Consider the following 20,915-nt stretch of genomic DNA (forward strand, 5'->3'; position numbering starts at 1 on the left):
AAACGAATCCGGTGCTAGATTTTAAATTGCAATACTTCTTGCTTCAACTTTTCTGCCTGCTGCTGCAGCTTTTGCGCTTCCTGACCGATCGATTGCACGGTCGCCGTTTGTTCCTCGGTCGAAGCGGCTACTTCTTCGGTCGCTGCAGCCGAGCCTTCCGCGACGCCGGCGACTTCCGCAATCGCTTTCGAAACTTCACCAGCCTTGCCGTCCACTTGCTGCGCTTCCGTCGCAATTTTTTGGATCTGGGCTACGATCTCACGTACCGCGCTGCTGATTTTTTCAAGCGCTTCGCGGCTCTGACCGGCTGAATTTTCCAAGTCTTTGGCAATTCCCGCGCCATTGGCCATTTCTTTGACTGCCTGTTCCGTGCCTGCTTGAATGTCGCGGATCAGCGTTGCAATTTCCTGGCTGGAGGCCGAAGTCTGTTCCGCCAGTTTACGCACCTCTTCCGCGACCACCGCGAAACCGCGGCCGTGTTCACCGGCCCGCGCCGCTTCAATCGCCGCGTTCAGCGCCAATAAGTTGGTCTGTCCTGAAATGCTGCTGATAACTTCAACAATTTGTCCAATTTGCTGCGATTTTTCAGCCAGCGCCGCCATAGCCTGCTCAACATTCGCGGCGGCTTTCTGGTTCGCATCCATCAGATCCGCCTGACTGCCAATCGCCTGACTGCCAACCACAACCGCTTCCTTAACCTGATCGGCCGTACGGCTCGAACTGGCGACATTTCCGGTAATGATGTTGATTGACTGCGTCATATCATTGACCATGCGCGCACCGTCTTGTACGATTTGCGCCTGATGCGTCGCATCCTGCGCCAACTGAGTGATCGTAATGGCAATCTGCTCGGAAACCTGGCCCGCCTCATCGGCGTTGCGCTTCATCTCTTCCGAGGAACTGCTGAGATACTGCGCCGAACCGTTGATTTCTTTGATCAGGTTGCGCAAGTTATCCGCCATTTGGTTAAATGCGCTCGCCAGCGTGGCCACTTCATCCTGTCCGTTTACCTTAGCCCGGACGGTAAGATCTCCAGCAGCCAGTTTCTTGGCATTATCGGTCAGTTCAATAATCGGACCGGTAATCTTGCGCGCCAGCACGATTGCCATACCGCTCATCAACAAAATGACCACAATGTTGACCATGATATATTTGTTGCGCAGCGAAGCCAGGTCACCATACACTTCGCCTTCCGGCACGGTAATACCGATAATCCAACCCGTGGATGGAATCTTCTCGTAGGCCATAAACTTGGCTATGCCTTGGTATTCATACGAATACAATCCGGTGCCGTTCGCCAACATCACTTTGCCCATTTCTTTCGTCGCATCGTTTTCCGTGATCTTGGTCGTGACCATTTTTTCATCCGGATGCGCCAGGAAGGTTCCGCTTTGATCGATGATAAATCCATATCCCTTGCCGTTAAGGTTCATTTTTTTCACTTGTTCCGATAACGTCGTCAGCAGTACGTCCGCGCCAATAACGCCGCGCAATTTTCCTGTGGCGTCTTTCACCGGCAATGCTGGCGAAACCACATATTGTTTCGTTTGCACGTCGATATATGGTTCGCTGAATGTCAATCCGTTCGCCTTCACGGCCGCCAGATACCACGCGCGCTTGCGCGGGTCAAAGCCCGGCGGGGGGGTGAATCCTGAACCGTCGATGAACTTTCCATCTGATTCCATGCCGACATACATGTCGCTAAGCGCCTTGTTCGCTTTGTCCGGCGTCACGAAACCCGCCGGAATGTCGCCGTTCGGCACCACGGTGTTGATGGTGTTGGCCGCATCCTGTATCGTGCGCGCCTGACTCATGATCCAGCCGTCGAGCTCTTTGACGTTGGCATCGGTGATCGCGGTCATTTGTCCGTTAATACCCTGGACGACCTGCGTTTTGGCATTCCAATAACCCATTACGGATACGACAATCAACGCGATCGTAGACGCTGCCACTACACTGAACAATAATTTCGCTCGTAAATTCATTCTGCTCCCCCTATCACTTCATTTTTTATAATATAGTCCGTGTTGAGTAGATTCGACATAATGCTACTCACTCCTGCCATTTTATTCCGCTTCAATGAAAGAAGAATCTGTTTTTTCATTCTTTTCTCTCCGCCTGCGGCATTGGTAAAATGTGTTATAATAATAGTAATTTATTTTATGTTTTGGGGAGGCCGCTCATGACGCATCTACGCCTTGCTTTAGAAAACATTCTTGCTCCTTTCACCCTGTCCAGCGCCGACCTGTTAAAAGTCGCGCGTGCCTTTCACCAGGAAATGTTAGCTGGTCTTATGGAACAAGAGAGTTCATTAAAAATGTTGCCTTCTTTTCTCGGCTTGCCAGACGGTCAGGAATGCGGTTCTTTTCTTGCGCTCGATTTCGGGGGGACCAATCTGCGCATCCTAAAGGCGGAGCTGTCCGGCCAGGGAAAGTTTCGCATCAGCGACCGCTGCAGCAAACCGCTCACCGATCCGGCCGGACATTACGACTATCTGTCCCGCCAGGCCGACGGCCGAGAGCTGTTCGATTTCATCGCCACGCTGATCGGCGCGCTCGTTGAGCCCGGCATCACGTATACGCTTGGCCACACGTTCTCCTTTCCGATCCGCCAAACCGCGCTCAACGAAGGCGTCTTGCTGCACTGGACGAAGGAAATCGAGACCGGCGGCGTCGTCGGCCAGGAGATCAACCAACTGCTGCGCGCCGCGCTGCTGCGCCAGGGATTAGACAACGTTCATCCCGTCGCCTTGCTCAACGATACCGTCGGCACGCTCTTAGCCGCCGCCTACGGCAATCCGGCGACCGATATCGGCTCGATTTGCGGTACCGGACACAACACCGCTTACGTGGAACCTTCGCCGCGTCAGACAGATCAGCCGATGATCGTCAATATGGAATCCGGCAACTTTGACAAGCTCCCTTTCACCGTCTTTGACGACAGGCTGAATGCGGCGAGCGAGCAACCACGCATCGGTCGTCTGGAAAAAATGCTCTCCGGTCGCTATCTTGGCGAATTGGCGCGCCAGCTCGCGGTCGAGCTGCTTGAGGCAGGCCTGCTTTCGGAAAGCAGCGATGCGCCGCGCCTCAAAACGCCGGGCATCCTCGGCACGGAGCATTTGTCCTTCTTCTTAGCGGACCAAAGCGCCGATGCGTCTGAGATCCGCGCCGTGCTAGATGGCCTGCAGCTGCGCCGCTCGACGCTCGCCGACCGTCAGGTTTTTCGCGCCTTGGCCTCCGCAGTCGTCGAACGTTCGGCTAGACTGGCCGCGGCAACTTACGCCGGCATCCTGCTGCACATCGACCCGCAGCTCACGCGCTGCCACCATATCGCGGTCGACGGCTCGCTCTACGAAAAGACGCCCGGATATGCAACGCTCATCGACCAGGCGCTGAGCGAACTCTTTGCGGCTGCGCCGCAGAAAATCACGACCGCACTCAGCAAAGATGGTTCCGGCATCGGGGCCGCGATTGCCACAGCCATCGCATCCCGCAACCTAGGACTTTAGAACTATTTCACTTTCCTAATCATAGCATTACCAAACACGACAATAAATATTTTTGAAGTTTTTTAATCTTTCTTTTACTCTTTCAAGTAGCGAACGTAAAACAGCAAGGCCATGCCGATTTTTTCGGTATAGCCCTGCTGTTTTTTTATTCCTGAATCATCTGTAAAAAATAACGATGCACGCTTTCTTCCTGCGTCAGTTCCGGATGAAAAGCGGTCGCCAGCAACTTACCCTGCCGGGCGATGACGATCTTCTCGCCGACCTTCGCCAGCGCGGTGACGCCAGCGCCCGCCGCTTCGATATACGGCGCCCGGATGAAAACCGCCTTGATCGGCTGCGGCGAAATTTCTTTCACCGTCAGATCCGCCTCAAAACTTTCGCGCTGCCGCCCGAACGCATTGCGCACGACCGTCGCATCCATCAGACCAAGGCGCGGCTGTTCACTGTTCGCAATGTCTTTCGCCAATAGGATCATGCCGGCGCAGGTGCCATAGATCGCCAAACCCTGCGCCGCTTTGGCGCGGATCGGCTCCAGCAAGCCCCACTCGGTCATCAGCTTGCCCATCGTCGTGCTTTCGCCGCCTGGAATGACCAGACCGTCAAGCCCGTCGAGCTCTTCTGCCTTGCGCACCTCGCGCGTTTCAGCGCCGCACTTTTCGAGCATCCGGCAATGCTCGCGAAATGCTCCCTGCAGAGCCAATACTCCGATTCTCATCAACTTTCGCCTCCTACCAGCCGCGATCTTGCATCCGTTCATGCGGTGGAATCGTATCGATGCCGATGCCAACCATCGCTTCGCCCAGATCCTTGGAAATTTCGGCCAGAATTTTTGGGTCATTGTAATAAGTCGTCGCAGCGACGATTGCTTTTGCCCGTTTTTCCGGGTCGCCGGATTTGAAAATGCCGGATCCGACAAAAATTCCGTCGCAGCCGAGCTGCATCATCAGCGCCGCATCGGCTGGCGTCGCGATGCCGCCGGCGGCGAAATTGACGACCGGCAGACGGCCCAGTTTCTTCGTCTCCCAGACCAGTTCGAGCGGCGCGCCGATATTTTTCGCAAAATTGGCCACTTCATTGTCTGGCAGATTTTGCAATTGCCGTACTTCGCCCATCACCATCCGGATATGCTTTACCGCTTCGACGACATTGCCGGTACCCGGTTCGCCTTTCGTGCGGATCATCGCCGCACCTTCGCCGATTCTGCGCAGCGCCTCGCCCAGATTCTTCGCACCGCAGACGAAGGGAACCTTGAACTGGCTCTTGTCGATGTGAAACTTATCGTCGGCCGGCGACAGCACTTCGCTTTCGTCGATATAATCCGCGCCCAGCGCTTCCAGAATCTGCGCCTCGACGAAATGTCCGATGCGCGCCTTCGCCATCACCGGAATCGTCGCCACTTCCATGATCCGCTGCACGATCGTCGGATCCGCCATGCGCGCGATGCCGCCCGCCGCGCGGATGTCCGCCGGCACCCTCTCCAGCGCCATAACCGCGCAGGCGCCGGCCGCTTCCGCGATCTTCGCCTGTTCCGGCGTTGTGACATCCATGATCACGCCGCCTTTGAGCATTTCCGCCAGACCTGCTTTTACCCGAAACGTTCCTAATTCCATATTGATTTCCTCCTCAAATTTCTTTCTTGTCTTGTGTTAGCCATACACTTCCGCCAGCGCCTGCGCCAAACACTCGATCCCCCGGACAATTTCCGCCTCGTTGAGCTGCGAGATGGAAAGGCGCAAGTGAAGATCGGCGCTCTTGGAAAGAAAAAAGCTGTCTCCGAAAGCCGCATGCACGCCGTGGCGACGCAAAATTTCCGGTAAGTCGGGCGTTTTCCCCTTCAACTCCGCCAGTTTCAGCCAGACCAAGTAACCGCCGCTCGGTTCACGCCAACTGGCCCAAGCCGGTTTTATCTCGCGTTGCAGCACTTCGAGCATCGTTTGCATCCGTTTGCGAAACAAGCGATGCATCTTGCTGATATGACGTTCATAATGGCCGTTTTGACAAAAATCATAGATTCCGGCCTGCAAAATCATGCTCGATGACAAGTCGCTGAAGCTGCGAATCGAAATCAGCCTGGCAATGCACTCTTTATCGGCGGCAATCCAGCCGATTCGCACGCCGGGGAACAAGACCTTGGAAAACGTGCCGCAATAAATGACCAACTGTTCTTTGTCCATCGACTTGATCGGCAGCACGACGCGGCCAAAATATTTCATTTCTTCTTCAAAACCGTCTTCTAAGATCGGGATGCGATGTTGCTGGCAAATCGAGAGTAACCGTTCCCGGTGCGCCTGATTCGTACTGACGCCGGTCGGGTTTTGAAAATTCGGCATCGTATAAACGAGCACCGGTTTTTCTCTGGCGATCGCTTGCTCCAAGACGTCAAGATCCATGCCGTCAGAACGCATCGGAATTTCGATCGGCTTTAAACCGCAAAAGCGGAGCAGCGGAATGATTTCCGAATACGTAGGCGACTCGATCGCCACCGCCTTGCCCGGTTCCGCAATCATGCGAAACACCAGATCGATCCCTTGCTGCAAGCCATTGGTAATCAGGATTTCTTCCGCCGTCACCGAAATGCCATGGCCTTGCAAGTGCCGCGCGATATACTCGCGCAGCGGCGAAAAACCGGCCCGTTCGCCGTATCCCAAGAGCTGCAAACCATGTTCCCTGATCGCCTGATTCAGGCAGGAGCGAAAATGATCGAGCGGAAACAAGCGATAATCAATATTCAGATTGCTAAAATCAATGCCCGTTTCCTTTCGCTCACGCCCGGACTCTTGTTCCCATTCACGGCTGGTCTGCCAGACCGCATTGCTCGCCTTTGAGGCAATCGCCGACCAGTTGACCACGCCGGCTGGCGTCCGTCGTTCAACGGTGGCCAGCTGCATCCGTTCGCGCACCTTCGGGCAAGCGCCGGGTCTGAGATCGACAAAGCCAAGCGCCCACAATTCCTGATACGCGCTGGCCACCGTCGAACGATGCAACCCCAGATGTTCCGCCAAGCGTCGCGTCGACGGCAATTTTTCTCCCGGCGGCAGCATTTGATTTTCTATTTTCTCCTGAATCTGTTCGACAATTTGCTGATAATGTGGTTTACGGCTTTGCTCATCAATTTCCAATAGCAACATCCGGTTACCTCCTGCAGGAAGGTTTTCAACTTTACCTAAATTAATTGAAGCTTTGCAATCTTCATGGGACTTACATTGTCAATTTACTCTTTATCCGGCCTGTCGTCAACGGACAGTTTGTTGCTTTTTTAACCGTCCAGTTTTGAATTTTCTTCTTTGGTACTTTTTACGCGGAAAAAGCAAAAAGGCCTAGAGCAAAGAGATGCTACTCTTCTCTAGGCCTTTTTAGTCAGTCTTAGCAAATTTAACTTGGCAGTGAAGCCATAGCTCATTCCTTGCTCGCGTTTTGCAAAAGTGGTTTTGGAGAAACATCGACGAAAGAACGGCTTACGCAGACAAATCCTTTAAGAGATAGCCTCATAGCTCATTTTTGATGCAATAACAGTTATCTCATCGCCCGAATTAAGTAAAAATCCAACGCTAAAATATGCCTCTCCATCCGGTTCTACATTTACTTCAAAAATGTAATTCCCTGCCCCCCATGGTTCCTTGCGATTGACTTCCACTTTTACTACATTTTCAAATTTCAGCAATGCACTCTGCTTATAAATATTATTCACAATTATGGGCATCATAACTGTCCCCTCATCATAATCACAAATAATTTTTGCAATTTCCGCATCATGAAAATTAATCTCTCGTATTTCATTTGCTTGTTGTTTTTCAAAAACAATCACTATTTCTTCGCCCTCTTCTATTGTAAAATATACACCGCGCAATAAACTCTTCCGTTGTCCCTGATGGCGTCTTTTTCACAGCCGTCATCTACGCAGCTTTGCCGCCGCCCACTTCAACCCCATATCAATGATCTCACAGATCGTCGCTATGACTACCGCCAGATAAACCAACAGCCGTTCGCGCATCAAACCGCTCCTTTTATAACGCCAGTAATGGCCGATAGATAAAATGCAAACATCCGAACAGCAGACTGCCCGCTAACGCGCCGACCAAAACGCCATTGACCCGAATCCACTGCAAATCTTCCCCTGCCTTATCTTCAATGAAACGGTTCAATTCTTCGTCGCTGAACTGATTTAGGACCAGACGAACCAGGCGACCGATCATCGGATGCTCGCTTTCCAACAAGCGTTGCAACGCCGCTTGTAAAATCTCTTCCAACCATTCTTTCGCTTCGTTTGACGCCGCAAAGCGTTGCCAGTTTTCTTCCCCCTGGCGCACGAGCCAATTGCCAAGCGCCGAATCCGTCCGACCGAGCAGCGCCAAAAGATACTCTGCCAGATGCCGCGCCGCTTCGCCGTCGAGAAAACTGCGCAGTCCGTCCCGGATCAAAGCCTGCCACTCGCTTTTCGCTCCCGCTTCCGCCGCCAACGCCTGAAGCTGTTCACGCACCCAGTCATATAACGGATGCTCCGGCTGCTGCAGATCGTTGATGAACTGCAGCAGACTCTGATGCGTCGTTTGCGCGGCCGCCTCTAAATTGACCGCATCGGTCGCTTCACCCAGCCAAAGCAGCATTTTGTTTAAGAAGGACTCGTTTTCTTTCGCTTCTTTCCAGCGTTGTAAAAGCTGCAGAATTTCGTCTGCCATCTCAGGCCGCGCCATCAGTTTCGTCAACGCATCGGCTGCAACGGCAAGGCCCTGGCGATAGCGTTCCTTTTCCAACGCCCAAAGCGCAGCGCGGCGTAACCATTCCTCAAGCGGCAAAACGCGCACCTGACTGCGCCATAAGACCGCGATTTCCCGCCCCCAGCGCGTGCTGTCCATGCCAGCCAACGCGGTCAGCAAATAACGCAGCCAATGGACGATGCCTTTTTCCGCCACAGCGCCAATCAGCCATTCGACCAGCCGTATGCCCGCGAGTCGGCTGCGCAGCGCTTTCAAATTCAGCAATTCCGTTTCCACCAGCTGCGCTACCGCTTCCGTGACACGTTGACGGTGACGCGGAATGAGCGCCGTATGCCAGGGAAAGCCAAGCGGCCTACGGAACAGCGCATTCACCGCAAACCAGTCGGCGATGCCGCCGACCAACGCAGCCTCCGCGGCCCAGCGCAGCCACTCTAAAAAAAGCAGATCCGGATTTTTGCGCCCCAGCCACGTTGCGAGCAAAAAAACGCCGAACGCGACCGCCAGCGCACCGTTTGCCAATTGTCGATTTGCCATCCTCTTTCCCCTTTCTTTAAAACAGGCAGGTGATCAAATACAAGGCCATGCCTGCCAGGCCGCCGACTACGGCGCCATTGATCCGAATCATCTGCAAATCATCCCCGGCGCGGCTTTCGATCAACTTCACCAAGTCCTGATCACTGAATTTCTCCAGATTTTGCAGAACCGTCCGGCCGATTTCCTCATGGTTGCGCTCCAGCCAGGCCAAGAGGCCGGCCTTTCCTTTTTCGTTCAACTGCTGCCGCTTGCCCGCATCGCTTTGCAGCTGTTCTTGATACTGGCGCAGCCAGCCGTATAAACGCCTGGTGAGCCAAACCGCCTGACGGCGGTCGACGAGCATCGCCTGCAGCCGCCCGCCCAATCTTGCATTCGCCAGCAGCCGCTCTTTCCAACCTTCCAGTTTCGCCAAAAAGAGCGCATCGCCTTGCTTTTCTTGCAGCCAGCTAAGCCGCTCCTTTCGCCAACTGATGCGCCATGGATGTTGCGGATTCTGCAGTGCAGTAAGCAAACGAAGCAGCTCCGTCTGCGCCCATTGCCCGAGCAACTTCGGATCAAGTTCGGCAAAAGAGACCGCCAGTTCACGCAAAGCGCCCCCTTGCCCATATTTTTCAAGCACCTGCGCCGCCCAGCGATTTAATACCGCCGTCAGCAGCGGACTTTGTCCCCAGCGCGCCGCTTTGCCAAACAGCCAGCTTATGATGCGCTCATCCTCTTCGCGCTTCGACATTTCCTGTAGCCACGTCATGATGCGCGGCGCAATCGCCCAGTGTTCGGCCAGTTCGCGCACCATTTCTTCGCCTTTTTGCGCAAGAACCGCACCGCTTTCCGGACGCAGCATGTCGCGAACCAAGCGGTATAAAAGACCGCGCAGCAGGCGATGGCTGCCGCGTCCGTCCGCTATGCGCAGCAGCGCTTTAACGACGTCATATTCCGCTAGATGCTGGTGGATTTTCTCCGGCAACAGCAATTCCTTTTGCACCGTTTCCGCCAGCAATTGAAAAATCCGCTGCCGGTTGCGGGAAATTACAGCCGTTCGATAGGGAATGCCCAGCGGTTTGCGAAACAGCGCTTCGACCGCAAACCAGTCGGCCAAACCGCCGACCGTCGCCGCCGTAAAACCGGCGGTCAAGAGTCCGCCGGAAAAACTGGCCTGAAACGGATAGGCCGTCAAGACGCCAAGTCCTGACAATGCCAAAACCACTGTCGCCTTTGCTTGTTTGCTGCCCATGCCGCACCGCCTTTTCTGCTCTTTTATCTCCAGTATAGCGGCAGCGCCGCCAAAAGAAAAGCCGCCGTTCCAAAGAGAAACGGCAGGCTTTCGCGTTCTAGTAATTTTCGCCTTTGAAGAGATGGATCGGTATCGTCGTATCGCTGCTGTCATTCGCCTGCACCGTCACGGTGTCGCCGACCTTGACGAGCGGCAGGCGCGGTGAAGTGGACACCGTGCCGACAAAGATCCGATTGTCGCCTTCGAGCATGAAGTAAAAATAGGATTCGCCATTCTTCACGACCGTAGACACGCGGCTGACCTTGCCCTGCAGTTTGACCGGCGTCATTTCGTTGCCGGGAATGAACTGGTTGCCTTTGCTGGCCAACGTTTGCTGGTAGTTGCGCATCGCACTTTCAATATCGGCCCCGACGCCGACCTGCGTGTAGTTTTCCACGGAAATAAAGGCCACCGCTTTGAGCAGTCCTTCCTTATCTTTGAGCGGCGATATGTATGTCGGCACGCCATAGATATTATACAAAATAGGATATCCGGCCCGATAGCCTTTTTCCTGCACCTGGCCTTCCGCCGACTTCTTCGCGCCGGATTCATCCGCGCCAGCGACCTTGTACCATTTCGCCTCCTTCGTACGCGAGTTGACCATGATAAAGCCGACCGTGCTTTCGTCCTTGCCTGATGACGTAATCCCCGTATACCAATATATCTTGTCGTCATTGCCGTAAATCAGATGCATTTCCCGCCCGGTCGGTTTCATCGTTCCCACCTTGGCAAAAATACTATTCCAAAATCCATTTACATATTCGCCCCAGTCCTGAATCTGGCGCAAAATAAATTCTTCCGGCTGCACCCGTACAATCCAGGGCGGAATATTTTCCATATCATAGCGTGCTATTTCGCCGGTCTGCGCATTGACCGTAGCGACGCCGACCGCATCGCCGCCGCGATAGCCGATCTTATTCTTATAGAGCGTCACGACCCAAAACGGCGTCATCTCATTGTCAATTTGAAAGGAAAAATCGGTCATCCCAACATTAACAAAGCCGTTCGCATAGAGATAGCGCGGTAAATAATCAAATAGGAAGCCTCTCGTCTGGTATTTGATGTAGCTGTTTTGCACCAGCCTCACATCTTGCGGATTCGTTGCCGAAACTAAAACAAAACCTTTGCTGCCTTGCTTATAATTGGACAGCCACTGAAAAAAACCACGATGTTCGAGCGGCGCCACATAGTACAGTTTGTCGCGCACACGCTGCAGCACCATCTCGCCGAGTTGCACTTCACTGCCGAGCGCCGGAACTTCGCCGATCTTTTTGTCGGCGAGCTTACGTGCCGTTTCCTCATCCACAATCCGGATCTGGCTCAGATTGATCGGTTCGACGTCACTGGAAAACGAGCTTTCTCTGACCTCACCTAACAGACTGCGGTAGGCCTGACTGTAAAAAAGCGGTGCACTGGTCACCAGCGGAAATACGACGGCGTTACATATGCCAAGCCCGAGCAGGAATACGCCGACTGCGCCCATCACTTTATAGCGGCGCACCGCCGTCCCGCCGCTTTGATATTCGCTGATATCGACGACGCGGGCATGTTCCCGCCAATTCTGCGGAAAAAAGCGTTTCAGGACATCGCCCCAGGGTGTTTTCGCCAGATACAGCCTGAATTTTTGCAGCAGCATCAGTGCGGCGACCAGGAGCAAGACCAGGCCCCAGATGATCGCGAGTCCCGACCAGTCTGTAAAACCCCAGGCAAATACCGGGCGTTCAAAGTAAAAGTACAGGATGTGAAACAACAATAACAAAGCACCTAGCGTCGATAACATAGCAAGTTCCACCCCTCAGCCACACCTTTTTATCCGCCAGCATATTGGCGGTACTATAAATATTCTAGCCTTTTCCCCTTCATCCTGCTCTTCGCTTTAGCGATTGCATTCTTTTTTTCCATTATTTTCTCCCTTCTGCACCCGCGCGCGAAAATTATCGCGCTCCCCTCTTTTCCTCTCACCCGTAAGTACGATATGATAGAGGCAGTTGTTTTGATTTTAATCGATAAGGTAGGTGCCGTATGAAGACCATTGCACTCATTGCACATGACCGCAAGAAAGATCTGATGCTTGATTTCGTCAAGACGCATGCTGCCATTCTCAGTCGCCACAATTTAATCGCAACCGCCACTACCGGGCGAATCATCAAGGAACATACCGATCTTGCCGTAACCGCCTATCTCTCCGGCCCGCTCGGCGGCGACCAGCAGATCGGCGCACAGATTGCGACCGGACAGGTACAGCTAGTCATTTTTCTGCGTGATCCGTTGACTGCGCAGCCGCACGAACCGGATATCACCGCGTTGCTGCGCGTCTGCGACGTCCATGATGTTCCTGTGGCCACCAATGCCGCTTGCGGCCATCTGCTCCTTTCCACGCTGGCCTAGTCGGCGCTTTGGCGCAAAAAAGAAGCTCCCTTACGGGAGCTTCTTTCACTAGCGACCATCCTTATAGACTCGTTGATAAATAAATGAGCAGCCCTCCATTTAAGAATCCTAAAATCTTTTTTCGGATCACTCGCCTTTTGTTCGGAATAAAAAACACACTACCCCGGGACTGGTTACAACCTGCACAGACTTGGAATGATGAGTTCCTCGACACTGGGCAATCCTGTGGACCTGTCTTTACTATAAGGATGGTGCTTGTCTAGAGAATAGCATAAACTTTGACAGATTGCAACATTATTTTTGACTATTCAGTCTTTTTCTTTTATTTTTTTTGAAAGGAGCCCGCGCATGAATTCACAATCCGTTCTGTCCTTTCAGCTCAAGAAAGAGCAGCTTTTCGCACTGCGCCAGATTCCCTTAAATGCACTCTCGCCGTTCACGCTCGACGCTTTGCCGCTTCCTCTGTCCGTTGAAACGCGTTCCCTTTCCCTGCGCCCGGATTTTCAAGCCGCGCTGGCGATTCTGGCACAGCCGCGTTTGCGTCTCGAATATCGCCAGGCCACAGGCGATCCAAGCTGGCGTTCGATAACGGCCTACGGCAGTCCCGGCAACGGCAATCAAGCCTTCGTCGTCCTTTTGCCTTCGCCGGAAGAAAATCTGACGCTGCTCTATTTCGCAAGCGCTGCCGATTACATAGCCTGGTGGCTGCAAAATTTCGCTCGCGTTGCACTCACTGCGCAGCCCGCGCTCAGCGCGCATGCGTTTGGCCTGCCGACGCTGCTTTGCCTTTTGCAAACCGTAGACAGCTACCGGCGTCTCGAACTCGAAGCTTTGCTGCGCTATGAAACGGCCGACGCTTTTGCCCTCAGTGAGGAAACGCTGCGCAGCCATTTGCATGCCGCTTGGAGCAAGCAGGACTTTCGCTGGCTGAGCATCGCCTTGCTGGCGCTGACGCCCGGTTTGCCGCAAACAGAACCGCAGTTATCCGAACAAGCCTTTCAAACGGCGTTCGAACTGGGTTTCCTCTCTTCGCACAGCAAGGCTACGCTGCAGCTCGGCCCGCAAGGTCAGCGCCTGTGCCGCGAACTGCAGCGCTCCCTTCTCGCGCCGCTCGGCTGCGAAGCGATGACGCTCGGCGAAAACGGTCTTTCCAGTCTCGCGCGTTTCTTTTTTCTTGCCAGTCAGGAAAGCAACCATCTTTTCTCGTTTTCACCCGCCAGCGCTGCACAGCTCACCTTCCGACATCAAGCCCTGACCTGCGCGGCTTTAGAGGAAAACATGACGGCTTGGCTTGCCGCTCTTTGCACGGCCGCCGCCAATACGGAGGCCGCAGCCGCACCTTTGCCCATAACAAACCGCATTCTCTGCAAGACCTGCGGCCATTTGGGCAACGTCGGCGCAAAATTTTGCATCAATTGCGGTTCTTTTTTAGAAAAAAATCCGAAATAGCCTGCGCCGCTGCCTTTTTAAAAAGGCAGCGGCGCAGAGTGTAGAGAATTGAAAAATAGAATGCGATAACACGAAGAGGCGAAGCGGGCCGCTCGTATCGGCCCGTTGGGAAGAAAGGAAGAAGAATTTAAAAATCCTTCCGATCTTCCCTTCTTCAACTCTTCGTGTAGAAAACGTCCCACTTGATTTCGTTTTGTCGACAGTCTCCGCCTTTCCTTAGCTGATGATTTTCTTTTCCAAAAGACGGACCGGCAAACGGCAAAAGAGAAGCGTTCCGAGCGCCAAGACCAGCGCGTGCAGCCAGAGATCAGCGCTGATTCGTCCCGTCGCCAGCGCCCGGCATACCTCCACGCTGTGAAAAAGAGGATTGAACCAATTCAGATACTGCAGCCAGAGCGGCAATGTATTGGCCGGGAAAAAAATGCCCGAAATCAGATACATCGGCGTAATCACCAGCGTAATATAATAATTCATATAATCGATATGGCCTACCCACGCCGTATAGGACAGGGCCAGAAGGGAGAACACCGCGCCCGGCAAGAGTAAAAAGAGCGGTATCAAGAGACTCCAGACCGACTGAAGCTGCCCCAATACGCCGATCACCAGCATAATGATCATGCCGAAGACCACGCTTTTCACCATCCCGAACAGCACTTCGCCGAGCACGATATCGCCGATCGTAGCCGGGCCGGCCAGGATCGCATGAAACGTCTTTTGAAAATGCAGCCGGATAAAGCTGGCATATGTGCATTCGAACGTGGCCGCCCACATCGCCGACGCGCCAACCATGCCCGGCGCCATGAACTGCACATAACTCATGCCGTCCATTTCCTGTACAAACGCGCCGAGACCAAAGCCCATCGCCGAGAGATACATGAACGGCTCCAAAAAGTTCATCATCACATTCGACCACCAATTGCGCCGAAAAACGATCATATGGCGTCGTAAAATCGCAAGCGCGACCATCGCTACCCCTCCTCTCGCCTGCCGGTCAATTGCAGGAACACATCTTCTAAGTTGGCCGCGCGCATATAGCAATTCGCCTGCGGCAAGCCGATCGATTCCAATTCCCGCCAGACTTTAATGCCGTCTTTGGCAAAGATAAACAGTCCTTCCGCCAGATAAACCGGACGACCGCCAATCGAAAGCACCGCTTCTTCAATCCGTTCCGGCAGACTTTCGAGCGGCGCCCTGACCTCGATGACGCACGGGTCGACCTGTTTGCTGACCAAATCCTCCGGCGTTCCTTCGGCCAGAATCTCGCCGTCGTTCATCAAAACGAGTCGATCACAAAGCTGCTCCGCCTCTTCCATGTAATGCGTCGTCAGGATCATCGTGACGCCCTCTTCTTTAAGGCGGCGCAGCTTCTGCCAGACAAGCCTTCTTCCCTGCGGATCGAGTCCGGTCGTCGGTTCATCGAGAATCAGCAATTCCGGCTTATTGATCAGCGCGCGCGCGATGACCAGACGCCGCTTATTGCCTCCGGACAGCGTTTCCACCGGCGCGTCGCGCTTCTCGCCGATTCCCATAAAGTCGAGCAAGGCCAGGCCGCGCTGTTTTGCTTCGCTGGCCTTCAACCCAAAATAACCGCCATAAGCGATCAAATTATCCAGCACCGTCAGATCCGGATCCAGGTTATCTTCCTGCGGCACAATCCCCAATCTGCCCTTCACCGCAGCCGAAGTCAATCCGTTTACCGCGCTTCCGAGCACCGTCAGTTCGCCCTCTTCCAGTTTCGACAAACCGTAGATCATCCGCATCGTCGTCGATTTTCCCGCGCCGTTATGTCCCAGGAAGCCGAAACATTCGCCCGCCTGAATCGAAAACGAAATGCCTTTTAGCGCTTCCAGTCCGCCATATCTTTTGCGCAATCCTTTGGCTTCCACTACCACCGCTCTGCTGCTCATGCCCTTCCCCCCCTTTCTTTTACTCTGCCCTTCTTCGTGTTAAAATGCCCCTGCAAATTCCTCTTTTCATTACAGAAAAAAGCGGCCCTAGGGCCGCTTTACTTTATTCCAACACCCTGATGATATTATACATCGAATCGCGCTCCACCGGAATGCGCCCCGTTTCACGAATCGTCCGGATGATCGCGGCCTGGCTCAGGCTCGTCTCCGCTTTGCCGCCTGCCGCATGAATGATTTTTTCCTCGCTTACCGTGCCGTCGATGTCATTTGCGCCAAAGCCCAGCGACAATTGCGCAACCGGCAGCGTCAGCATGACCCAGTAGGCTTTTATGTTCCGGAAATTATCGAGCAGCAAACGTGATATCGCCATCGTTTTCATTTCATCCCAAAGCGATGTGCGTCGCACCGCTTCATTCAATTCCGTATTTTTCGGATGAAACGGAAAACAGATAAAGGTCTGGAAACCGTCGGTCTCATCCTGCAGCTCGCGCAGCGCCAACAAATGGTCCACCCGTTCTTCCATCGTTTCCACATGTCCGTACAGCATGCTGGCGTTGCTGCGCAGGCCCATTTGATGCGCCGCTTTCGCGACAGCCAGCCACTCCTCGCTGTTGGCCTTATTCGGGCAAAGCTGCTCGCGCACCCGATCCGACAGAATCTCGGCTCCGCCGCCGGGCAACGAATCGACGCCTGCAGCTTTAAAGCGGCGCAGCGTCTCCTCAATCGTAATTCCGGCCTGTTTGGCAAAATAGTGAATCTCTACTGCGGTAAACGCCTTCAGATGCAAATGCGGGAATTTCGCTTTCAAGCTGGCGATGATATCGAAGTAATAGGCAAGCGGCCAGGTCGGATGCAGCCCGCTGACAATGTGCAGTTCACGCAGCGCCGGATCTTGCGCCGCCTGCGCCGCAATAGCGAGCACCTGCTCCTTCGTCATCTCATACGATTGCTGACTGTCCGCATCACAGCCGAATGCACAAAAACGACAGCGCGCCGTGCAAATGTTCGTCAGATTGATATGCCGGTTCACATTGAAATACACATAATCGCCGCTGATGCGCTGACGTACCAAATCCGCCAACATGCCAAGCCAAGCCACATCCTGGCAGGCAAACAAAGCCACACCGTCTGCGCGGCTTAAACGAATCCCCTTGCGCACCTTATCTTCTATGACAGAATAAATCTCCATCAATCTCAAACACTCCTTTATCAAAGGCCCTCCCGCTGCCGTCAACGGCAAGCAGCAAAGCATACGCATCCAATAATCCTTATGTATTATATCACCATCTATTCGGCGCGGCCAGCCGTTTCGTCGCTAAAATACAGCGCACCCGCTTCAAGCCTGCGGGTGCGCTGTATTTTTCTTTTACTCGACCACCTCATATTGCCGTGTGTCGGCAAGCATCTCCGCGCGCGCCTTGTCTAAAAGCTCCTGTGCCGCCTCGGCCTGATCCGGGAAAATGCGAATGCCAAGCGCCGCTTTTATCTTCAGCCGCTCTTTTTCTAAACGCCACACCGGTTTGAACGCCCGCAAAATATTTTCCGCCACCACACCGGCATCCGCACTGCGCTTGATATGTGAAAGCAGTAAAACAAATTCATCCTCATCCCAGCGGGCCAGCGTATCGCTTTTTCTTACGCAACACTCCAGTCGGCGCGCCGCTTCCCGCAAGATCCGCTCCATGAATATCGCGCCTTTCTCTTGCGTCAGCATTTGAAAATCCGGCAGCTTAAGGCAAAGCAGGCCCACTTTTTGTTCGCCGCGCGCAGCCTGCGCCAACACATAATCTATTCTCTCTTCCAATAACGCACGGCTATGCAACCCGGTAAGCGGGTCAAAAAAACCGTTCCGTCTTGCATTCAGCAGTTTGTCTTCCTCATAATCGGCCGCCAGTTTCCGGATGCCGTATTGCAGCTGAGCTATCCGTTTCGTTTGCAGCGTCACATCCGAAACCTGCAGCAGAATAAACTGCGCTTCGCAGTGCGACAAGGGTTCGATCCGGATATTGTACACTTTTTCTTCACTCGTTGCCGCAAGACTGCTGCACAAATCGCCGTGCAACTGCCCGGCCCAAAAACGACTCTGCCCTTTCAGCAACGCATTTTGCAGCGCTTGCAGGTAAAAACGCTCGCCAAAAGACGGCCACACTTCGGCCAGCATTTTTCGCCTCGCCGTTTCGCCCGCAACGCCGCTCATCCGTTCCAGCCAGGCATTCCAGTGACAAATTTTCAGTTCTGCGTCGAGCAGTATGATTCCGCCGTCGATTTTCCCCAGCAGACTTTCCAGCAAACTATTCAAGCACATATCCATGAGCGGCTCCTTCACCTGCCAGAATTTCCTCGAGCTTGTGCGCCATTTCAGCAACCAGCTGCCCCTTCATTGTAATCAGCAGCCGACATTCTCTCTCTGCTGCCAAAAAGACAACATGTAGCGGCAGCAATAAGACCGCCTGCATAACCGCTTCTTTTTCGCTGCTGCTTTCCTCTTCCCATGCAGCAAGCGGCGCCACCTCCGGTATTGCGCATTCGATCCTTCGTCCCAGCAATTCTCCTATGCCCTCACTGACAGCATTCAACACAACATTGCTCCACTCTTTGATCACGTCTGCTTCAAGATCTTTCCGCTGCGCTTCGCAAGGAATCAATGCCCCGTCCGCCTGCTTTAGACAAGCCTCAGCAATCCACCCTGCTTCTCCCGCCGGAAAACGCAAGCGCAGCGGTTTTATGCCTAGCTTCTCTTTTAGAAAATGCGCCGTTGCCGCATCCGTGCCCCGTTGTGCTTCGCCATGCAATTTAAAATAAGCGTCCCATTTATCCGTCGTTATTATTTCCGCATTAGAAAGCTGGATCTGGATTTTCACTTCCAGGCTTTCTGTCAACGTGTCTGCCGCCTGTCGAATATAGAGGTTGAATAATTCCGTTAATGCATCTTTTTGTATCAGCGTCAGCATCGTCTCCGCTTCCTTTCGTCTTTGCGGGCAAACAGCGTCAGCAATAAGATCAGCGCACCGCCGCATCGGCTGTGCTGCTTGCCAACAACTGTTTGATTTCTCTCAGCAGTTTCGCTCTATTTTTTTCCCGGATCAGCCAAACGCAAAAGTTTCAGCGCGGTCACCAACGCCATCCGTGTTTCAAACGAGTCAAGCGAACACTTCAGCAACTCTTCGATTCTCTTTTTACGAAACACAACAGTCTTATGATGTAAAAAAAGATGATCTGCAACCAGTTTCAGATTGCCGTTCCGCAATATCTCCGCCAGCGTGCCGACCAGCTCTGTGCCCTTACGCTCGTCATATTCAAGCAGCGGCCCCAACTGACGCTGAATAAAAGCACGCTTTATTTCGCTATCCTGCAAGGATAGCAGGATCTGATCCATGCCCAGTTCCTGATAATGCGTGATTCCGCCGACTTGATACTGGCGATTGAAAATGGCTGCGGCATGCGCCTGCTCATATTGACTCGGCAGTTGCAGCAAACCATTTAGACATTCACTGATTCCCCAAGCCAACAAAACGCCCTCAAATTGCCCTTTCAAACGACTCTCCAGTGTCAGGAGAGATGCTTGCGCTGCCTCGCTCGATTCGCCGTAGTACAGAAGTCCGATTGTATCGCCGTTTGTCCAGCTGATCCAATCTTCCTGCCCCGCGGTCAGCGCTTCCACAATTTCTTCCAGAAGCAACTGCTGTTCAAGCTCACTGGCCGTGTGCGTCTTTCCTTCCGGCAGCTGCACGATTTTCCCGACGATTGGAATAAAGGTGCGCTGCGCATCAATGCCAAGACGCCAGCACTGCGCGTATAAATCACTTTCTGCCTTATAACGTCCCTGCAGCAATTCACGGAAAAATTCACTGCGCCGTCTTCTGTCGTAGGCATTTTGCACCATTTTGCGCAGGCGAATCCGGTCCGTCACATCCTGGAACGTAACGGCAACGGTGCGCTGCCCCGCCATCGTATAACTCATCGCCGCAACGCGCAGCGCCAAGGTTCGCATTACGCCGCCTAAAACAAGACTGACCTCGCCCTGCTGTACGCCGTCACCGTTCAATGCGGCTGCGCTGCGCTCCAACAGCCACCTCACGCTCTCTTCCGGCATCAGATTCTCTAAGCTCATTTCGCCGTCTGTCTCTTGTCTGCCCGTCAGCCATGCCTGCTTCGGACCGAAAATTTCCAGCACGCGGCCCTGTTCAGCAAGAATCATACTGAAGTCTGGCATCGCCTGCGCAAATTCACGAAAGCGCTGCACCATATCCTGCGTTACGCGCGCCGTCACCTGCTCTTCACTGGAGGTAACCAAGTCCTGCAAGCGTCTATTCTCTTCACGCAACTCTTTCAGCTGCACTTCATAGCGCATCGCATCGCTACTTTTTTCTGCTTTCATAAATGCGTCGCCTCCTTTCGAGGATGACATTGATATCAAAACGTCTTATATCCTTCGGTCTAAATCAACGCTTTTCCTGCTAGCATTATCCTCGGCGGGTAATTAATTGCGTTTTCCCCCGTCTTCTCTTACGGCTGAGCAAAAAAAGACCATCGGCACCTTTATAAAGTTGCCGACTGCTGTCCTTCGCTTTTTCTTTCTATTTTTGTAGTTCAAAGCATTCCGAGACAGAAAAAGACCGTCTGCACGTTCATGCAGACGGTCTTTTTAACCGGCAACTCCCTATCCTCCCAGGCCGCTTCCAGCCAAGTACTTTCGGCGTATGTGGGCTTAACTGCTGTGTTCGGTATGGGAACAGGTGGGACCCCACAGCCATCATCACCGGATACTTCGAATTGTCCTAAACCATTCATCTGCTGCGTTGCTGCTTGCGGTCCTCGCTCAACGTAGCTTCCGCTACGCCTTCGCTTACGGTCCTCAGCGCGCCTTGCCGCTAAATGCTTTATGCCAATTCTTTGCAACACGAGCTAACGCATCGCAAGATCTTACAGGTAAACATTTCTACAAGAGAATATATTCCCTGAAAACTTTATAGAAGAAAGATTTGCAAACAAGTGGTTTCATAACTTGCACCCTCTCGAGTGCGAGCTTGCATTAAGTCAAGCCCTCGGCCTATTAGTACCAGTCAGCTCCATTCATTACTGAACTTCCACACCTGGCCTATCAACCTTGTGATCTACAAGGGGCCTTACCAGACTACTCTGTG

17 protein-coding genes and 1 rRNA gene are annotated in these 20,915 nt (G+C 53.3%); 3 read left to right on the forward strand and 15 right to left on the reverse strand.

The genetic code is table 11. The annotated features are described in order from the left end of the window. Positions 1-14 precede the first annotated feature (14 nt). A complete protein-coding gene (locus tag QTL79_RS08020) occupies positions 15-1,985 on the reverse strand; it encodes a methyl-accepting chemotaxis protein (protein ID WP_346354443.1) in 1,971 nt (656 codons plus the stop codon). A gap of 197 nt (positions 1,986-2,182) precedes the next feature. Here QTL79_RS08020 and QTL79_RS08025 point away from each other — a divergent pair, with 197 nt between their 5' ends. Then, positions 2,183-3,508 (forward strand): hexokinase family protein, encoded by a 1,326-nt coding sequence (locus QTL79_RS08025; RefSeq protein ID WP_346354444.1) that lies wholly within the window; start codon positions 2,183-2,185, stop codon positions 3,506-3,508. A gap of 145 nt (positions 3,509-3,653) precedes the next feature. Here QTL79_RS08025 and pdxT read toward each other — a convergent pair whose 3' ends face one another. The 7 genes from pdxT to QTL79_RS08060 all read right to left on the reverse strand — a co-directional run bounded on the left by pdxT (position 3,654) and on the right by QTL79_RS08060 (position 11,807). Further along, complete coding sequence (pdxT, locus tag QTL79_RS08030) at positions 3,654-4,223, reverse strand: pyridoxal 5'-phosphate synthase glutaminase subunit PdxT (RefSeq protein ID WP_346354463.1); 570 nt, start codon at positions 4,221-4,223, stop codon at positions 3,654-3,656. Between the two features lie 13 nt (positions 4,224-4,236). Then, positions 4,237-5,118 (reverse strand): pyridoxal 5'-phosphate synthase lyase subunit PdxS, encoded by an 882-nt coding sequence (gene pdxS, locus QTL79_RS08035; protein WP_346354445.1) that lies wholly within the window; start codon positions 5,116-5,118, stop codon positions 4,237-4,239. A gap of 36 nt (positions 5,119-5,154) precedes the next feature. Beyond that, on the reverse strand, positions 5,155-6,636 hold the full coding sequence (pdxR, locus tag QTL79_RS08040; RefSeq protein WP_346354446.1) for a MocR-like pyridoxine biosynthesis transcription factor PdxR: 1,482 nt from the start codon (positions 6,634-6,636) through the stop codon (positions 5,155-5,157). A 344-nt stretch (positions 6,637-6,980) separates the two neighbouring features. Then, complete coding sequence (locus QTL79_RS08045) at positions 6,981-7,355, reverse strand: hypothetical protein (RefSeq protein ID WP_346354447.1); 375 nt, start codon at positions 7,353-7,355, stop codon at positions 6,981-6,983. A gap of 157 nt (positions 7,356-7,512) precedes the next feature. Continuing rightward, positions 7,513-8,757 (reverse strand): DUF445 domain-containing protein, encoded by a 1,245-nt coding sequence (locus QTL79_RS08050; RefSeq protein WP_346354448.1) that lies wholly within the window; start codon positions 8,755-8,757, stop codon positions 7,513-7,515. A 16-nt stretch (positions 8,758-8,773) separates the two neighbouring features. Beyond that, the gene (locus QTL79_RS08055; protein ID WP_346354449.1) at positions 8,774-9,988 is read right to left on the reverse strand and encodes a DUF445 family protein; all 1,215 of its coding nucleotides are present in this window, start codon (positions 9,986-9,988) and stop codon (positions 8,774-8,776) included. Between the two features lie 97 nt (positions 9,989-10,085). Then, complete coding sequence (locus tag QTL79_RS08060) at positions 10,086-11,807, reverse strand: hypothetical protein (RefSeq protein WP_346354450.1); 1,722 nt, start codon at positions 11,805-11,807, stop codon at positions 10,086-10,088. A 242-nt stretch (positions 11,808-12,049) separates the two neighbouring features. Between QTL79_RS08060 and mgsA the strand changes: the two genes are divergently transcribed. Both mgsA and QTL79_RS08070 read left to right on the forward strand, forming a co-directional pair. After that, the gene (gene mgsA / locus QTL79_RS08065; protein WP_346354451.1) at positions 12,050-12,415 is read left to right on the forward strand and encodes a methylglyoxal synthase; all 366 of its coding nucleotides are present in this window, start codon (positions 12,050-12,052) and stop codon (positions 12,413-12,415) included. A 348-nt stretch (positions 12,416-12,763) separates the two neighbouring features. Next, positions 12,764-13,864, forward strand: coding sequence for a zinc ribbon domain-containing protein (locus QTL79_RS08070; protein ID WP_346354452.1), 1,101 nt, complete (start codon positions 12,764-12,766; stop codon positions 13,862-13,864). A gap of 216 nt (positions 13,865-14,080) precedes the next feature. Here the strand turns inward: QTL79_RS08070 and QTL79_RS08075 are convergent, their stop codons facing one another. From QTL79_RS08075 to rrf, 7 genes are all read right to left on the reverse strand, one after another. After that, positions 14,081-14,830 (reverse strand): ABC transporter permease, encoded by a 750-nt coding sequence (locus QTL79_RS08075; RefSeq protein ID WP_346354453.1) that lies wholly within the window; start codon positions 14,828-14,830, stop codon positions 14,081-14,083. Between the two features lie 2 nt (positions 14,831-14,832). Then, positions 14,833-15,771: an ABC transporter ATP-binding protein gene (locus tag QTL79_RS08080; RefSeq protein WP_346354454.1), complete on the reverse strand. Its 939-nt coding sequence runs from the start codon at positions 15,769-15,771 to the stop codon at positions 14,833-14,835. Positions 15,772-15,874: 103 nt separating this feature from the next. Next, positions 15,875-16,960 carry an aminofutalosine synthase MqnE gene (mqnE, locus tag QTL79_RS08085; RefSeq protein ID WP_346354455.1) on the reverse strand — a complete coding sequence of 362 codons (1,086 nt, stop codon included), beginning with the start codon at positions 16,958-16,960 and terminating at the stop codon, positions 15,875-15,877. Between the two features lie 177 nt (positions 16,961-17,137). Next, on the reverse strand, positions 17,138-18,082 hold the full coding sequence (locus QTL79_RS08090; protein ID WP_346354456.1) for a diguanylate cyclase domain-containing protein: 945 nt from the start codon (positions 18,080-18,082) through the stop codon (positions 17,138-17,140). Next, positions 18,063-18,722, reverse strand: a complete 660-nt coding sequence (locus QTL79_RS08095; RefSeq protein ID WP_346354457.1) for a hypothetical protein — start codon at positions 18,720-18,722, stop codon at positions 18,063-18,065. The genes QTL79_RS08090 and QTL79_RS08095 overlap by 20 nt, the downstream gene beginning before the upstream one ends. A gap of 116 nt (positions 18,723-18,838) precedes the next feature. Beyond that, positions 18,839-20,149: a helix-turn-helix domain-containing protein gene (locus QTL79_RS08100; RefSeq protein WP_346354458.1), complete on the reverse strand. Its 1,311-nt coding sequence runs from the start codon at positions 20,147-20,149 to the stop codon at positions 18,839-18,841. A 269-nt stretch (positions 20,150-20,418) separates the two neighbouring features. Then, a 5S ribosomal RNA gene (gene rrf, locus QTL79_RS08105) occupies positions 20,419-20,535 on the reverse strand. Between the last annotated feature and the right edge of the window lie 380 nt (positions 20,536-20,915).

It is taken from the genome of Azotosporobacter soli (assembly GCF_030542965.1).
In the GTDB taxonomy this organism is placed as follows: Bacteria; Bacillota; Negativicutes; order SG130; family SG130; genus Azotosporobacter; species Azotosporobacter soli.

Coding starts and splice junctions, on each gene's coding strand:
- QTL79_RS08025 (WP_346354444.1), top strand. CDS start 2,183: ATGACGCATCTACGCCTTGCTTTAGAAAACATTCTTGCTCCTTTCACC.
- QTL79_RS08055 (WP_346354449.1), bottom strand. CDS start 9,988: ATGGGCAGCAAACAAGCAAAGGCGACAGTGGTTTTGGCATTGTCAGGA.
- QTL79_RS08080 (WP_346354454.1), bottom strand. CDS start 15,771: ATGAGCAGCAGAGCGGTGGTAGTGGAAGCCAAAGGATTGCGCAAAAGA.
- QTL79_RS08060 (WP_346354450.1), bottom strand. CDS start 11,807: ATGTTATCGACGCTAGGTGCTTTGTTATTGTTGTTTCACATCCTGTAC.
- QTL79_RS08020 (WP_346354443.1), bottom strand. CDS start 1,985: ATGAATTTACGAGCGAAATTATTGTTCAGTGTAGTGGCAGCGTCTACG.
- QTL79_RS08095 (WP_346354457.1), bottom strand. CDS start 18,722: ATGCTGACGCTGATACAAAAAGATGCATTAACGGAATTATTCAACCTC.
- pdxT (WP_346354463.1), bottom strand. CDS start 4,223: ATGAGAATCGGAGTATTGGCTCTGCAGGGAGCATTTCGCGAGCATTGC.
- pdxS (WP_346354445.1), bottom strand. CDS start 5,118: ATGGAATTAGGAACGTTTCGGGTAAAAGCAGGTCTGGCGGAAATGCTC.
- QTL79_RS08075 (WP_346354453.1), bottom strand. CDS start 14,830: ATGGTCGCGCTTGCGATTTTACGACGCCATATGATCGTTTTTCGGCGC.
- pdxR (WP_346354446.1), bottom strand. CDS start 6,636: ATGTTGCTATTGGAAATTGATGAGCAAAGCCGTAAACCACATTATCAG.
- mqnE (WP_346354455.1), bottom strand. CDS start 16,960: ATGGAGATTTATTCTGTCATAGAAGATAAGGTGCGCAAGGGGATTCGT.
- QTL79_RS08090 (WP_346354456.1), bottom strand. CDS start 18,082: ATGGATATGTGCTTGAATAGTTTGCTGGAAAGTCTGCTGGGGAAAATC.
- QTL79_RS08070 (WP_346354452.1), top strand. CDS start 12,764: ATGAATTCACAATCCGTTCTGTCCTTTCAGCTCAAGAAAGAGCAGCTT.
- QTL79_RS08100 (WP_346354458.1), bottom strand. CDS start 20,149: ATGAAAGCAGAAAAAAGTAGCGATGCGATGCGCTATGAAGTGCAGCTG.
- QTL79_RS08050 (WP_346354448.1), bottom strand. CDS start 8,757: ATGGCAAATCGACAATTGGCAAACGGTGCGCTGGCGGTCGCGTTCGGC.
- mgsA (WP_346354451.1), top strand. CDS start 12,050: ATGAAGACCATTGCACTCATTGCACATGACCGCAAGAAAGATCTGATG.